At 62.0% G+C, this 15,924-nt stretch carries 12 protein-coding genes; 6 read left to right on the top strand and 6 right to left on the bottom strand.

Going from position 1 to position 15,924, the window contains the following annotated elements; translation table 11 throughout:
• Positions 1–38: 38 nt before the first annotated feature.
• The 5 genes from OEG84_RS08880 to OEG84_RS08900 all read right to left on the bottom strand — a co-directional run bounded on the left by OEG84_RS08880 (position 39) and on the right by OEG84_RS08900 (position 4,902).
• Positions 39–974, bottom strand: a complete 936-nt coding sequence (locus OEG84_RS08880; protein ID WP_267653416.1) for a PhzF family phenazine biosynthesis protein — start codon at positions 972–974, stop codon at positions 39–41.
• 66 nt (positions 975–1,040) lie between these two features.
• The gene (locus tag OEG84_RS08885) at positions 1,041–1,781 is read right to left on the bottom strand and encodes an NUDIX hydrolase (protein ID WP_267653417.1); all 741 of its coding nucleotides are present in this window, start codon (positions 1,779–1,781) and stop codon (positions 1,041–1,043) included.
• Positions 1,782–1,784: 3 nt separating this feature from the next.
• Positions 1,785–2,891, bottom strand: a complete 1,107-nt coding sequence (locus OEG84_RS08890; protein ID WP_267653418.1) for an endonuclease/exonuclease/phosphatase family protein — start codon at positions 2,889–2,891, stop codon at positions 1,785–1,787.
• A gap of 136 nt (positions 2,892–3,027) precedes the next feature.
• Positions 3,028–3,636: a DUF922 domain-containing Zn-dependent protease gene (locus OEG84_RS08895; RefSeq protein WP_267653419.1), complete on the bottom strand. Its 609-nt coding sequence runs from the start codon at positions 3,634–3,636 to the stop codon at positions 3,028–3,030.
• Positions 3,637–3,822: 186 nt separating this feature from the next.
• On the bottom strand, positions 3,823–4,902 hold the full coding sequence (locus tag OEG84_RS08900; RefSeq protein WP_267653420.1) for an acyltransferase family protein: 1,080 nt from the start codon (positions 4,900–4,902) through the stop codon (positions 3,823–3,825).
• Positions 4,903–5,154: 252 nt separating this feature from the next.
• Here OEG84_RS08900 and OEG84_RS08905 point away from each other — a divergent pair, with 252 nt between their 5' ends.
• From OEG84_RS08905 to OEG84_RS08920, 5 genes are all read left to right on the top strand, one after another.
• Positions 5,155–5,565, top strand: a complete 411-nt coding sequence (locus OEG84_RS08905; protein WP_267653421.1) for a hypothetical protein — start codon at positions 5,155–5,157, stop codon at positions 5,563–5,565.
• Positions 5,566–5,834: 269 nt separating this feature from the next.
• A complete protein-coding gene (locus OEG84_RS08910) occupies positions 5,835–6,095 on the top strand; it encodes a YARHG domain-containing protein (protein WP_267653423.1) in 261 nt (86 codons plus the stop codon).
• Between the two features lie 973 nt (positions 6,096–7,068).
• Positions 7,069–7,494, top strand: coding sequence for a DUF6932 family protein (locus tag OEG84_RS25490; RefSeq protein WP_425602904.1), 426 nt, complete (start codon positions 7,069–7,071; stop codon positions 7,492–7,494).
• A 116-nt stretch (positions 7,495–7,610) separates the two neighbouring features.
• A complete protein-coding gene (locus tag OEG84_RS08915; protein ID WP_267653425.1) occupies positions 7,611–8,576 on the top strand; it encodes a hypothetical protein in 966 nt (321 codons plus the stop codon).
• 199 nt (positions 8,577–8,775) lie between these two features.
• Positions 8,776–8,922 carry a hypothetical protein gene (locus OEG84_RS08920; protein ID WP_267653426.1) on the top strand — a complete coding sequence of 49 codons (147 nt, stop codon included), beginning with the start codon at positions 8,776–8,778 and terminating at the stop codon, positions 8,920–8,922.
• A gap of 577 nt (positions 8,923–9,499) precedes the next feature.
• Here OEG84_RS08920 and uvrB read toward each other — a convergent pair.
• A complete protein-coding gene (uvrB, locus tag OEG84_RS08925; RefSeq protein WP_267653427.1) occupies positions 9,500–12,493 on the bottom strand; it encodes an excinuclease ABC subunit UvrB in 2,994 nt (997 codons plus the stop codon).
• 269 nt (positions 12,494–12,762) lie between these two features.
• Between uvrB and OEG84_RS08930 the strand changes: the two genes are divergently transcribed.
• On the top strand, positions 12,763–15,837 hold the full coding sequence (locus tag OEG84_RS08930) for a hybrid sensor histidine kinase/response regulator (RefSeq protein ID WP_267653429.1): 3,075 nt from the start codon (positions 12,763–12,765) through the stop codon (positions 15,835–15,837).
• Positions 15,838–15,924: the final 87 nt, after the last annotated feature.

Consider the following 15,924-nt stretch of genomic DNA (forward strand, 5'->3'; position numbering starts at 1 on the left):
CACACCGTTTTCATGGAAATCGACGCATACGCGACAGATCACCCCAATGGCGGTTCACAGCAGCAACCGCCCTCGGCAATCTTAACTGCCTGCCCGCCAATCCGGGCATGGGAAACCTCCGAATCGGCGCAATCTAGATGAAGATGAATCAGAGATGGCCGGCCCATTTCGACACCTTGCTCGATCACCAGCGCGTGGTTGCCGTCGAGCAAGCCGTCATAGAGATGGATTGCTCCCGACAACGCCGCCGCTGCCGACCCCGTTGCCGGATCCTCCACAATACCTTCGCCGGGCGCAAACATGCGGGCGTGGAACGAGGCCGTATGGTTCATGCCGCCGCGGCAATAGATGTAGGGGTGGGCCAGTTGCCCGTCGCCCATCGGCGCCACCCGCTCCCAATCGGCGGCATGGCATTCGGCCTTGGCTGCCGCCGCCTGGTCATGCACCGGCACCAGCACGAACGGTACGCCGGCGCTCCACAGTGACACCCGGTGGTTTTCGAACCCGATCTCCTGCGGGTCGAGCCCCAGCGCCATACCGATATCGGCGGGCTCGATTTCGACATTGAGACGCTGCGACAGCCGCGGCAGATCGAACTCGGCAAAACCGGCATTGCCGGCGCTGATCCGCACCGCGCAACGCACAGCGCCAATCCCCTCCTCCAGCATCTTGACCATGTCGATGCCATTGGCCGGCGCCTTGCCGGCAAGCCTGCGGTCGGCCAGCGCGACCGCCGCCCCCACCGTCGGGTGGCCGGCAAACGGCAATTCGCGGCCGGGCGTGAAAATCCGCAGCCGCGCCGTATGCGCCGGGTTCTGCGGCGTTGTCACGAACACCGTCTCTGAGAGATTGAACTCTCGCGCAATCGACTGCATCTGGGCGTCGCTGAAATGATCCGCCTCAAACACCACCGCCAGGGGATTGCCGGCGAGCGCCGTTCCGGTGAAGACGTCATAGATTGCATATTCCGTCATGCCACCGGCTACTCCTTGTATTTCGCGCAAGCCGACCTGCCTGCAACTCCGCGCATCCTATCCAATTCAGCTTCCATGCCAAGCTGTGCCGATTTGGCGCGCGTCAAAATGAAACGCGAGCAGCGCCCGCATGTAGTCCGGCGCAGTCGGTCCGGCGTCGGCGGACGACCGCACCACCACCATTTCGTCGACCTCCTGCTCAGGCGACGTACGCACATGTTCGCACGCCCGCGCTACCAATTGCGACGCCGTCTCGGCATAGCGGTAGCGCCGGAAAACCGACACCATTCGGCCGCACCGCCAGCACAACAGCCTCCCTTCCGCTTCCGCCTCCGTCAGATCGAGCCCGGTCTCTTCGCGCGCCTCGCGGCGAATGCTGCCATCGATATCAAGCCGGTCGCCAAAGATATCCGACTGGTCGAGCGATCCCGCCGGCGAACAGACCTTGCCGGCATTGGCGGTTTGCGCGGCCATCCGGATCAGCAGCATGGCACCATCGGCCGACAGGATCACCGCCGAGCCGAACAGATGCCAGGCATCGGCCTCGGGCCGGGTCTTGAGCCAGTGCAGCAGTGCCGCATAGGGAACGCGGTGGCTGACCCCGGAAACCACGCCATGCTCGAATCTGAGGCCGCGGTGCAGCATCACCGTACCATTATATAGCCACGGTCGCTCGCGCTGTTCGCGCTGCCAATGCGCGTCCACCGCCTCGCCCTCGGCAACCAGCCAGGGATGCTCGGCCGGATCGACCTGCAGATGCACCGCGTCGAGGCTGAAGATCTGGTTCTCCGGCATATCCACGATCATCAATCAGACCATGTCGAAGGTCATCGCCACCGGGCAATGATCCGAGGCTTTGGGCCGATCCCAGCCGGTGCGCGGAAAGCGGACGACCTCTTGGCCGGCGGGAAACAGCGTCCGCCACGGCTGCCCGCTGCGAATGATGTCGGGCTTGCGGTCCCGGTTGGTGCGGGTTAGCGCCGGCGAAGCCAGTAGATAATCGAGCTGGCAAAGATGCCGCTCCTCGGGCCCGCGCGTGTGGTAGAGCGTCCAGCGATCCATTTCCGGCCGCCTCATCACCACGTTCTCGGTAAAGCCGTCGGCGGTCAACACCCGCACCGCGCCATCGTCTTCCTTGGCCGGCGTGAACTGGTAGCCCGTGCGGCGGTCGCCGGTGATCACTAGTTTTTCGGTGTAATCGTTGAAATCGCCAGCGATCACATAGCGCTTGCCGCCGCCATCGACGCCAAACCGGTCGGAAATGATCTTGCGCACCGCCCCTGCTTCGGCCACCCGCACCGGCATGGTGAAACTGCGGCCATCGACCCCATCGCGCGGGCCGCCCATCGATTTGAAATGCACCACATAGATGGTCAGACGCTTGTTGCCGACCTTGATGTCGACCTCGAGACAATCGCGCTTGAGGATGCGGTCGTGCGGTTGCGCCAGTTCCTTGAGTTCGGGCACATAAAGCCCCGCCGCCTCGTAGGTCAGATGGGCGTGGCTGGTAACCTCGAGGATCTCGATCGGCGCGCCGTCGAGTGTTTTGTCGCGCGCCATCAGGGCCAGATTGATGCCGCGGCTGTCATTGCCGTCGACCAGCACCTTGTGGCGGTAGCCGTCGCCGATCATCTTGAACAGATAACCATATTCGAACCGGTGCAGCGTATCGAGACTTTCGACTTCCTGCAGGCAGAGGATATCGGCATCGGCCTCGGCGATGGCCAGCGCGGTGAGTTGCCGGGTGTCATCGGTCAGCGACACCGCGCGCGCGATCTCGGCCTGACGGTACTGTGCCTCGGAGCTGAAATCATAGAGCTGCGATACCCGGTCCTGCCTCAACTCGTTGCGGTAGCCGGAAAAATCAAACCGGCTCATCAGGTTCTCGGCGTTGAAGGTGGCGATGCGAATGCTCATGCGGCGTCCTGGCTTGGGGTCCGGAGAATGCGGCCGGGCTGATTTGCGCCGGCGCCTGTGCTTCCGAACCTATTGCGCGGCCCGGGTCGATGCAATTGCCGCCAGGAATGAAACCACTGAGCCGACGCTGTGCCGCTCAGCGATCATTGATCAGCCCCAGCACCAGCCTTTGCACGGCACCGCCCTCACCCATTTCGACCCGGTCGAAATCGCGGCCGCGCTGCCGCTGCCAGTCCGACAATTGCTTGAGCCGGGCCTGCAACTGCGCCCGCACCTTGTTGCAATCGCCGTCATTGGCGGCGCTGAGCCCGATGCTTGCGGTCTCGATCTCGCGCACCATCTCGATGATGTATTGCCCGTGCACTTTTTCATGGGCGGCGAGCCCGTCGTAGAAATCCTTCCAGCGCGAGGCCACGTCCGATGGCATCGTGCCGCGCGGCTTGGGCAGTGTGTAGGTGATGATCAGTTTCGGCCGCGCCGAGGCCAGCACGCAGCCGCCATCAGCCTGGTTCTGATAATCCCGCCGCCAGGTGAGCTTGAAGGTGGTGTGGGCAATGGTGCGCCGGTCACCGGCAATTACCGGGCCGTTGGCCCCGATCGACTGGTAGAGTTCCCGCCCCGACTGGCCGCTGATGGAATAGGTTTTGACCTGCTCGACGGCCTCCCAGGCGAACGCCGGTGCCGACAGCGTGGCAATCCCCAACAGGGCTGTGGCGCAAACAACGAGGCGGTAGACAAGGCGCATTGAGAACTCCAGCTTTTTCGCTGCGGGCCTGGCCGCACTCAACCGACCGGTACCGCCTCCAAACGGGGCCGTCAGCGTTAAAACATCAACGCCACCGGCCCGGCGGTTGTTACGGCAAACTGCGACAAAACCATGTCGGATGCAAAGCGGGTGTACGCGTATCGGTAGCCACTTTCTGAAATGGCTTCAGGCTCGGGCCAAGCGGCCGCGTGCAGGCGGTTCAGCGAGAATCGCCCAGCCGGGCCTGCGGAACAGGAACCAGCCATGGCCGCTCTTGCTGATCATCCACAACAGGATCAGCGGCGACACCGTTGCCACCGCGGTGACCAGCACCGAGATCCAGCCGGCGCCGAGTTCCGGCATCAACCGGATCAACGCCATGCGGGTGACTGCCATCGGCAGGAAAAAGGCGAGATAGACGACGATCGAGTTTTCCCCGGCATGACGCAGAAAGCGGGTTACCGGGCCGGCGCTGGTGGCGAGCAGCGACGCTGAAAAAATGATCGCCAGCGCCCCGGCAAAGCCAAGCCCGAGACCGATAAGCGGCAGATCCGACAGCCGCTCGCCCCAGGGCGCAAGCGCCACGGGCACCGGCGCAAACACCAGCACGCCGTTGAGCACCGCCCAGCCCGCCAGCACGGCGAAACCGGCCAGCCGGTGGGCCTGGACCCAGCTTGCCGCGCGAAAGATCAGCGGGGCGGCGGCGAAGCCCGCGAAGAAGAACACGTAGCGCGCGGCGAACTCGTCGATCACCAGCCAGCCGGTCATCACCGGGGCAGCGTTGAGTACGGCCGCCGCCAGAAATACGATCCATTTCGGCACAGTGACGAGCAGCCGCGTGACGACAAAAAAGATCGGCAGCAGATAGATGAACCACAGCGTGCCGAACGGTTCGACATAGGAAATCAGGTAGTGCCCAAGGGTTGGCCCTGGGCCTGCCTCGATCCACATTTCCGGCGCCTTGAAGGCAAACTGGATGGTCAGCCACAGCGCGTAGAAATAGGCAAAATGGACGACCTTGCGGTCTAGATAGAGCCGCCACGGACGGTTGATCACCAGCCCCAGGAACAACCCCGAAATCAGGAAGAAATCCGGCATCCGGAAGGGTTTGGCGAACGCCACCACCAGCCCCATGAAGCCCTCGTCGCCGAGTGCCTTTTCCACCCCCAGCGTTGAATGCATCATCACCACGAAGACGATGCAGACGCCCTTGGCGACATCGACCCAGCCGACCCGGCCGGTGGATTGGCTCTGAACTGCTGACACGGGACTTCCCTCCTTCGAGCAGGAGTTTAGCGCAGGTGTCGTGGCAATGGGTTAGCGCGGCGACAAACCGGCCAAGATCGTTAAGCACCGGTTAACATGACCGCTCGGCATCGCGAGGCAACCGGATTGCCAAGCGTTGATCGGAGAACCTCGGGCCAAAAACTCACGAAATTTTACTGATTGTCACTTTCCGTGTAGGGTGCCCCTCTGTGCGCGCAATGCTGCGCGTTCGTTTTCAGATTGGACATCCCCATGCAGATCCCCACATGGACGAAACCCGCCCTCCTCGGAGCGGCGGCAGGAGCCGTTGTGCTCGCCATCGTCGGCTTCTCAAGCTATGGCGGCTGGGTCACCGGCGGCACTGCGCAGGAAATGGCCGACAAGGCCGGCAATGATGTCGGCACGCAGATCGTTTCCGCGCTCTGCGTCAAGAAATTCGTCGCAGCCCCCGGCGCCAGCATGCAACTGGCCAAGCTCAAGGAAGCCAAATCCTGGGACCGCGACAACTTCATCGAGGACGGCGGCTGGGCGACCATCGACGGCGTCGAGGACGGCATTGATGGCGTTGCCGATGCCTGCGCCGAACAACTGGCGGCGATGGACGAACTGCCCGCCGCGGTGATGGCACCGGCAGCGGATGAAGCGCCCGCCGTCAGCGGCTGAACCAGACCACGACACGCATCAAGGGCAGTCCGGCACAGCGCCGGGCTGCCCTTTTTCGTGGCCCTGTGTCAGCGCTGTTGCGAAGCACGGCCCGCACATGGCGGGCGCCTGTATTCCCGATACGCGGCTTCAGTCGGACCGGCATCATCATCGGCATCGTCAAATGCATAGTTACTTGATTAGCATCATTGCATGCCGGCGCCGCCCTTGTAGGATGAACTCTGACGTCCATCATCTTCAGCCGATTGGAGCACGCCTTGAAACCGACCATGATGATTTTCGCCGCCGGAATGTTGACCGGCATGACCGCACTTGTGCCCGCCGCATCCGCTGCCAGTTGCTGGGACCTGTGGTATGAGCGCAACGCGATTTACGCCGACAACGGCTACTGCTTTTCCACCAGCCTCGGCAAACGCACGTTTGGCAATGCCGACTGCTGGACCAAGGACCCTGATCTGAGCGCGCGCGAAACCCGCCGGGTTGCCAAGATCAAGGCCGAGGAACGCCGCCGCGGCTGCAAGGTCAACTGAGCCGCATCGGGAATTGGTGAGCACCGGGCGCTGAAGCGCGGGGGCAATCAGCTTTCGGGTGGAGGATCATCCGGCGCGGACCTGTGTCCGGTTCCGGCGCGAAAACTGCCCGTTCCCTGCGGGCCTCTCGCCGCGCCGCCGCGTCTCCGTTTACGCTTCTATACAGGCCAGACAGCCGGAAACGCACCCGCGCGAAAAAGTTCACCGGGGTGTGGCCATGACATCAGTCCGGAGGGCCGCACACGGGCAGTGCCTCAAAACAAGTGTAGTAGGGTGGCGCTGAGCGCGCGCGGCCCGAAACTCGCCGGCTGCTGTCCGGCATCCGACAGGCGCTGGCCTGCTTCCCGCGAGGCCCGGCTTCCTCACCGGCCTCCCGCCCGGGTTGCCCCGGCCGCGATCCGGACAGACCGCGGGAGATGCTTTTGGCGCGTGTTCCGGCACGAACCCCGGTCAGGCTGTGAGTGATGCGTGTCCGCTTGGCCGAGTGAAATCACCCGCGCCTGGGCCCGCATCCAGCCCGGCCGTGTCCGCCACAGGCCCGGCCCGGTTCTCCGCTCCCCACCCGCCGTGCGGCAGGCAAAAGCGCAAATTCCGGCCCGGTGGCTGGCGCGCGCCGCGCCGTTTTCGGGCGCGGGCTGCCAGCGGAACCACGATGGCCACCGCCTCCCCTGACCCGACGCCCTACGCTGGGACGCCCTGCCAGAGGCATTCCCTCCCGCCTGGCTCGAAACGCTCGCGATCCATCCGGCAGCGGAAGTGCCGGGGAGTATGGCATGGGAGAAATGGGTGTGGAAAATGTTTGGTGGGAGGCAGATCGCAGTTGCTTGTTTGGCAATTAGAGAGCGCCGTATTTTTCAGTGGCGCAATTTTTACGTGTGCATTAAGATCGGCAAAATTATATCATTCGGATTTTGTATCCTGATCGATCCACCATTAAATACAGGTGCCATCGCATATGATTCCAGAATGGAACATGGAGGGTAATCTTCCGCCAATTTGGCCTGAAGAAGACGGAACGAGCAACAACCGTTCACCTTACCCTGCACGCATAATTGAAATTGTCGATCAATTCGCAACGTCAATCGAGCGCAGAAACATCCTCGAAGGCCTATTGCGCTTTCGTCAAGAACTATATGGGGCCGGCGTCCTACATGGTTTCCAGTGGTTGGATGGAAGCTTTATGGAGGACGTTGAGACGCATCAATCTCGTTCCCCAAATGACATTGACGTGATAACATACTTTCACCTCCCAGAGGGGGAAACTCAGGCCACGCTTTATGAAAAAATCCCACACATATTCAACAATGACGAGGTGAGGGCGAGGTTTAGAGTCGACTCATATTTTGAAATTCTAGGGGAGGCGTTAGTCGAGCGTCGGGTCAGGCAAGTTTCCTATTAGTATAGTATGTGGTCCCATAAGCGAAACCAACGTTGGAAAGGCTTCGTGCAGACAAAACTTGATCCTGCGGCCGACACAGCAGCACGATCGGCACTCGAAGATTTGATGGTCGAGGCATGAAACATGATCAGCAACGCCTCCTTTCCGAAATCAAAGAACTAAACGAAATTCTTGAACTGATCCCGGAACATAACCTGATTGAACGCTCGGGGTTCGAAGCACGACTGAAGCGCGCCTATACAGCACTCGAAACAATTCACGACTATGTAGAGCCGGAGCGCACTCGACTTACTTTCAGAGGCTCCCCGGTCATTGAAAGTCGTAGCATATCAGCAGATTTTGGCACTAAAGCTTCAGCCCACTTCGCAGAAGCCTTTGCTGCCATCATCGCTGGAATGCGCGACAAATTGCGTTATATGGGGCCTATACCAGACAAAGCGCGAAACGAACTCGCCATTACAGGAATCGCAACCGGTTCTTTTGGCTTCGAGTTCGAGCTCCCCAACCTCGACCCCAATCTATTTTCAGAATCCGGCGGTGCCGAGGAAGCATTGAAGATGCTTCTCGATATTCTTGAAAAATCGGCACTGGGGACTGACGATGAAGTCACAGACATCGTGCATGCCGTGCACCCCCGCGCAATTAAAAAGGTCGTGGAGTTCTTAGATTTCATGTGGAAAAGAGACGCTTGGTGCGGCCTTGAATTCAAAAATCACTTTTTTCGTTACGCCGGTGCCGAACAGGTTCAAGCAGCAAAAGAACGTTTAAGTGAAGGCAACATAAAACACACTACTGAACACTTTAAAGGTGCTTTCGAAGGAAGCCTCCCAAAACCGCGTACTTTTCAGTTCCAGCCGATCGATGATGATCAACCGATAATCGGGAGGTTTGATGCAAGCATTGATCCACATGCATTAAATAGGGACTGGCTTGAGCAGCCGGTCACCGTTCAGTTTGATGTAGTACAAGTTGGACAGGGACGTCCTCGCTTCACGCTACTTGATCTGACGCATATTAAAAAAATCAAGGTGATTGAAACTAAAGCTGCGTTGCGGGCCACCCACAATTCGCCCTTGATGTGAGCTTGCAGAATGGTTCCTCGGAGGCAGCGACGTCCCTTCGCTTTTCTCGACCAAGTCCGGGATGGCGGGTCGTCCGGCAGCAGGCCGCATCCGGTTGCGATTACGGCGCGCGTATTAGACATACCATCAACCCCGAGTTGATATTGGGAGCAGCATGAGCGAGTGTGCCGCGAACGCATCAGGTGTTGGGGAGAGTGCCATGAAACGATGTTTTGCGCTGCTGGCGATGGTATCGCTGTTTTCAACCAGTTGGGCCTACGCCCATGGCGGCGGTTGTCGCAAGAGTTCGCCGCCGGGACAATGCTGCCATATGGAGAAGAAAACCGGTCAGGTGCATTGCCACTGAGGGGTCGAAAGACCGCTTCCGTCGGACCGCGTTTTCCGAACAGTCTCCCGCGTCTGCCGACGCAGACGCTGCTGGACCCCGGATCAAGTCCGGGGTGACGGTGGAGGCTGCGGTGTCCACCTCTCCCCTTGTGGCAAAGGATACAAAACACGGGCTTGGACCGGCAGGGCCAAACCGTGGGTTTTGTTGGTGAGGGGATCGTGAGTCCAATCTCCTCCCTTGCGGGGGAGATGTCACCGTAGGTGACAGAGGGGGGGGGGGGGGGAACTCGAGGCTGGCGCTGGGGGAGAGATTACCCCCCTCTGCCCTGTCGGGCATCTCCCCCACAAGGGGGAGATCGGGTGCCACAGACATCCCGGTCTCCTAATTTATCATGCCAAAATATCTGAAAGCGCTTTCTATCGGCTCCCGCTTTTCTGGCGGGCAAGGCACCTGCCTCACAGCTACGTCATAACGCCGCGCCGACACTCTCGGCTTCAATCCATTCATGTCTTTGCAATGCGCAATCCAGCAGCTTTTCGGCACAAATCCGTGGTTAGCTTTCACCCAGTTCTGAATTTCTCTGTATGTCGCCATCTCACCGTCCCGGCCGGCCCGTCTTGCCCGGGCGGCGTTTCTGGCGGGCGGCTTCGGCCGGATCTTCATAAGACCCCGCCCCCACCTTGCCGCGTTTGAGGATCGGATCATCGGGTTTTTTCGCCGGAGCCTTGCCCGGCACAGGCTTTTCGGTGCGGCCGACGGTCATTTCGTCCAGGCTGTTTTTCCGGAAATAGCCGGGCGCTGCGTCGTCGCCCTTGCCGCCGGCCAGCGGTTTTTCCATGTCGGTGCCCGGGCCCATGTTGTCGAGCGTCGGTTTCCTGAAATAGTTCGATTCCGGGTTGCGCAGGATATCGGGATTGGGCGCCTTGGAGGGCCCCCGCACCGGCTTGCCGGTGGCCGCGGCCTTGCGTGAGGCCTTGGTGTTTTCGATGCCGGCGTTGCGGGCCATCGGGTCGTCCATCAGGTCGAGCTCGACGGCCTTCAGCCGCTTGATCTCGTCGCGCAGGCGGGCGGCGGTTTCGAAATCGAGATCGGCGGCGGAATCGCGCATCTGCTTTTCCAGGGCTTCCAGATGCGCCTTGAGATTGGCGCCGACCAGCGCGCCCTCGTCGCTCGCCTGGCCCTTGCCGCCCTTGCCATAGGGCGCGGAGATCGAGGCGCGGACATGGTCGCGCTCGTAGACCGAATCGAGAATGTCGGAGATATGCGCCTTGACCGATTCAGGGGTGATGCCGTGAAGGGTGTTGTATTCCTCCTGCTTGGCGCGGCGCCGCGAGGTTTCCTCCATGGCGCGCTCCATCGAGCCGGTGATCTTGTCGGCATAGAGGATCACCTTGCCGTCGACGTTGCGGGCGGCACGGCCGATGGTCTGGATCAGCGAGGTTTCGGAACGCAGGAAGCCCTCCTTGTCGGCATCGAGGATCGCCACCAGTGCGCATTCGGGGATGTCGAGCCCCTCGCGCAAGAGGTTGATGCCGACCAGCACGTCGAACGCGCCGAGCCGGAGATCGCGGATGATCTCGATCCGCTCCAGCGTGTCGATGTCGGAGTGCATGTAGCGCACGCGGACGCCCTGCTCGTGCAGATATTCGGTCAGATCCTCGGCCATGCGCTTGGTCAGCACGGTACACAGGGTGCGGTAGCCGGCCTCGGCGGTGGCGCGGATTTCGCCCAAGACATCGTCGACCTGGGCGCGGGCCGGACGGACTTCCACCGGCGGGTCGATCAGCCCGGTGGGGCGGATCACCTGTTCGGCAAACACGCCGCCGGCCTGCTCCATCTCCCAGTTGCCGGGCGTGGCCGAGACGGCAACGGTGGAGGGCCGCATCGCGTCCCATTCCTCGAACCGCAGCGGACGGTTGTCGAGGCAGGAGGGCAGCCGAAAACCGTATTCGGCCAGCGTCGCCTTGCGGCGAAAGTCGCCGCGATACATGCCGCCGATCTGCGGGATCGAGACATGGCTCTCGTCGATGAACAACAACGCGTTGTCGGGGATGTATTCGAACAGCGTCGGCGGCGGCTCGCCGGGCGCACGGCCGGTGAGATAGCGCGAATAGTTCTCGATGCCCTGGCAGACGCCGGTGGCCTCGAGCATTTCCAGATCGAACCGGGTGCGCTGCTCGAGCCGCTGCGCTTCCAAGAGACGCCCCGAGGCTTCGAGCTCGGCGAGGCGATGCTTGAGTTCCTCGCGGATGTGTTTGGCCGCCTGGTTGAGCGTCGGCCGCGGCGTCACATAGTGCGAGTTGGCGTAGATCTTGACCGATTGCAGGTCGCCGGTCTTCTGGCCGGTGAGCGGATCGAACTCGGCAATGCTCTCGATCTCGTCGCCAAACAGCGTGATCCGCCAGGCAGCATCTTCCAGGTGGGCCGGGAACAGTTCGATGGTGTCGCCGCGCACCCTAAACGAGCCGCGCTGGAAATCCATGTCGCGGCGCTTGTATTGCTGCGCCACCAGGTCGGCCAGAAGCTGGCGCTGGTCGATGCGGTCGCCGACCGCCATCTGGAAGGTCATGGCAGTGTAGGTTTCCACCGAGCCGATACCGTAGATGCAGGAGACGGAGGCGACGATGATGACGTCGTCGCGCTCCATCAGCGCCCGGGTGGCGGCGTGGCGCATCCGGTCGATCTGCTCGTTGATGGTCGATTCCTTCTCGATGAAGGTATCGGTGCGCGGCACATAGGCCTCGGGCTGGTAGTAATCGTAGTAGGAGACGAAATACTCGACCGCGTTGTCGGGGAAGAAATTCTTGAACTCGGAATAGAGTTGGGCTGCCAGCGTCTTGTTGGGTGCCAGGATCAAGGCCGGGCGCTGGGTTTCGGCGATCACCTTGGCCATGGTAAAGGTCTTGCCCGAGCCGGTGACGCCCAACAGCACCTGGTTGCGCTCGTTCTCGTTCGCGCCCGCCACCAGATCGGCAATCGCGGTCGGTTGGTCGCCGGCGGGCTCATACTCGGTGACCATCCGGATCGGCACGCCGCCCTCGGATTTTTCGGGTCGCGCCGGCCGGTGCGGGGTCCAGGCCTTGCCGTTCTTGAACAGCGGGTTGCCGCTTTCGATCAGGTCCGACAGCGCCTGCACGGTGGCGGTGTTGGCGCTGGTGGCGCCCGAGGCTTCCGCCTCCTCCATCGACATGTCGAGCCCGGCCACGGCATTGAGCCCGGCGGCGGCGCGCTCGCGCGGATTGCTGGAGCCACCGATAGAGGTGCCGCGGGCGGTCTTGCTGTCGGACTCCTTAGCCTTGCCCTTCCTGGCGGGCTTGCCCTTGGGCGGCAGCGCGGCGGCTTCCTCGGCGCTGAGCTGACCGGCCTTGCGCCTGTGCTTGCCGGCCTGGGAGCGGATCTCGCGGTTTTCCGCCTTGCGCCGGGCCTTGACCGCATCGAGTTCGGCTTCCCTGGCCAGATCGGCGGCCCAGTCGGCAATCGAGCCGGACGAGGACACCGGCGCGCCGGAGAGCGGCCGCTGCGGCGCTTCTTCAAAACCGTCGAATTCGGAACCATCCGAACCGGATGATTTTGAGGGGGATTTTGCCATGGCCACAATATGGGCAGAGTCGATGGCGAAAGAAAGAGGTGGCCGGGGCAAAACGGGAACGAAGGCGTGTGATGCTGACAGCAGGTGTCAGCAGGGGTGACGCTTCCGCCTGATCCCGCCGCGGTGAAATCCGGGCGCATCCGGCATGCAAGGTTAGGTCTAGGCATAGCCTGCGGATATGATACAGGATGACGACAAGCGACGCGACTATCTCGATCTTTTCCCTTCCCGCCGGCGGTATCGCCGGCCGAGCCGGTTAATGAGAGCCCATGGACACGACATTTTCCGCCCCGCTGATCTTTCTCAATGCTGATGGCCTGATTTCCGGCTGGAGCGAGGGCGCCGAGCGTCTGCTTGGCTGGAGTGCAGCCGAGGTGATCGGCCAACCCTATGCCAAGGTGTTCGACGATCTCGATTTCTTCATCGCCGTCGACGGCCCGATGGATCTGGAATGGCTCTCGGTTCCCGCCCCCGACGGCGGCCGGGTGATCGCCATAAGGACCATGAAGACCAAGCAGCTGCTGGAACGATTCGATCTGACCATGTCCAATTCCGAGATCATCGGAACCTGGAACTGGAACATCGCCGGCGACATGATCAGCGCCGACAGCCGTTTCGCAAAGGCGTTCGGGCTGGAAGTCGAGCGCGCCCGCGGCGGTGTTCCGCGGCAGGTACTGCTCGACATCATTCACCCGCAGGACCGCGACCGGGTTGCCGCCGATCTCGCCCGCGCCGTCGAGGTCGGTGGCAGCTACAATGGCGAATTCCGGATTGTCCGGCCTGACGGGTCGGTTTCCGATGTGGCTGCCAAGGGGCGGCTGATCGACGGCAAGGGCCGCGCCGCGCCGCGGTTTCCCGGTGTGCTGTTCGACATCACCGCGCGCAAGGCGGCGGAACGCGAGGCGTTTCACCAGCGCGAACGCTACCGTAACCTGTTCGAAATTCTCGAAACCGGCTTTTGCGTCATCCGCATGATCTGGAACGAGAGCGGCGAACCGGTCGATTACGAATTCCTCGAGGTCAACAAGGCCTTCACCAGACACACCGGCATCGAAGATCCCATCGGCAAGTGGATGCGTCGTGATATCGCCCCCGGGCATGAACAGCACTGGTTCGACATCTACGGCAAGGTTGCCAAGACCGGCGAGGCCGTCAGTTTCGAGAACCCGGCGGCGGCAATCGGCGACCGCTGGTTCCAGGTTCAGGCGTTCCCGATAGACGGTACCGGCTCCGACAATGTCGCCGTGCTGTTTTCCGACACCACCGCCAGCAAGCGCGCCGAGATCGCGCTCAAGACCAGCGAAGAGGAATTCCGGACCCTGTCGCAATCGATGCTCAACCATGTCTGGACGGCAACGCCGGACGGTCAGATCGACTGGCTCAACGACCGTGTTCTCGACTTCAGCGGCCTGAGCCAGGAAGATCTGACAGGCGACCGCTGGGGGTCAATTGTCCATCCAGAGGATTTGCCCGCGGCAGCCGCCTCCTGGGCCGACGCGCTGGAACGGCAGGAAACCTACCAGGCCGAGTTCCGGGTCAGGCGCCATGACGGCAGCTATCGCTGGCACGTGGTCCGCGCCACGCCGGTCAGGAACGACAATGGCGAAGTTCGCCGCTGGGTCGGCACCAATACCGACATTGAGCACGCCAAGATGAACGAGTCCGCGCTGGCCGAACTCAACGAAACCCTGGAGCAGCGCATCGAGGACCGCACGCAGCAATTGCTGCAGTCGCAGAAGGCGCTGCAGCAATCGCAGAAAATGGAAACCATCGGCAAGCTGACCGGCGGCGTCGCCCATGATTTCAACAATCTGCTGCAGGTGATCGCCGGCAATCTGCAATTGCTGGGCAAGGACGTGGCCGGCAATACCGGCGCCGAAACCCGCGTCAAGAACGCGCTGGCCGGGGTGCATCGCGGCGCCAAGCTGGCCAGCCAGCTGCTGGCCTTTGCCCGCCGGCAACCGCTGGAGCCGAAGGTGATCAATATCGGCCGCTTCATCCACGGCATGGACGATCTGCTGCACCGCTCGATCGGCGAGACCATCGAGATCGAAACGGTCATTGGCAACAGCCTGTGGAACACCCTGGCGGACCCTACCCAGGTCGAAAACGCCATCCTCAACCTCGCCATCAACGCCCGCGACGCGATGAACGGCGCCGGGCAATTGACCATCGAGGTCGGCAACGCCCGCCTCGATGACACCTACGCCGCCACCCACGACGACGTCGACAGCGGCGACTACGTGCTGATCGCGGTTTCCGACACCGGCGCAGGCATGGACCGCGACACCCTGGAACAGGCGTTCGAGCCGTTCTTCTCGACCAAGGCGGAAGGCAAGGGCACCGGTCTCGGCCTTTCGATGGTCTACGGTTTCGTCAAGCAATCGGGCGGTCACGTCAAGATTTACAGCGAGATTGGCCATGGCACCACGGTCAAGCTCTATTTGCCGCGCGCGCTTGCAGAGGAAGAGCTGGAAACGCCGCACCAGACAGGCGCTGTGATCGGCGGCACCGAGACCATTCTGGTGGTCGAGGACGACGACGAGGTCCGCGCCACCGTGGTGGCGACGCTCAGCGACCTTGGCTACAAGGTATTGACCGCGCGCGACGCCGAAGCCGGCCTGGCAGTGATCGAGAGCGGCGCCGGGATCGATCTGCTGTTTACCGATGTGGTGATGCCGGGCACGCTCAAGAGCCCGGAAATGGCCAAGCTTGCTACGACCCGGCTTCCCGGTCTCGCGGTGCTGTTCACCTCCGGCTACACCGAGAACTCGATCGTTCACGGCGGCAAGCTCGATCCCGGGGTTGAACTGCTGTCCAAGCCCTACACGCGGGAAGCGCTGGATCACCGGATCCGGCGGGTGATCGACAGCCGAAAGCAGGACACTGCGCCGCAGGACGCAGCACCGCAACAGCCCCAACCGGCGAGCGTTGCCGTTGCCCCTGCCCGCAGCGAGTCTTTGGCTGAAACCGGCAAGCTGACCGTACTGCTGGTCGAGGACGAGGCTCTGATTCGCATCAATACGTGCGACGTGCTGGAAGACATGGGCCACACCGTGATCGAGGCGGGAACCGCCGCCGAAGCACTGTCAGCCACCGCCAGCCAGCAGCAGATCGACATTCTGGTGACCGATGTCGGCCTGCCCGACATGCGCGGCGGAGAGCTTGCCCGAAAGGTACGGCAGCTAAAACCCGATGTCGGCATCATCTTTGCCACCGGTGACAGCCAGTTGCCCGACGGCGCCGATTCCGACGCCGTGCTGTTGATGAAGCCCTATTCCGACGAAGCCCTGCAAAAGGCAATTGCGCAGGTGCGGCAAACCACCGAGGCTGAAACCGGCTGAGCCATCATCATTGGTATGGGCGCATGCCCCCCGCATGAAGGCCGATGAACCGGGAATTAACGCGCTGTTAACCCTGCATTCATGAGT

Origin of the sequence: Hoeflea algicola (assembly GCF_026619415.1) — a bacterium.
Lineage (GTDB): Bacteria > Pseudomonadota > Alphaproteobacteria > Rhizobiales > Rhizobiaceae > Hoeflea > Hoeflea algicola.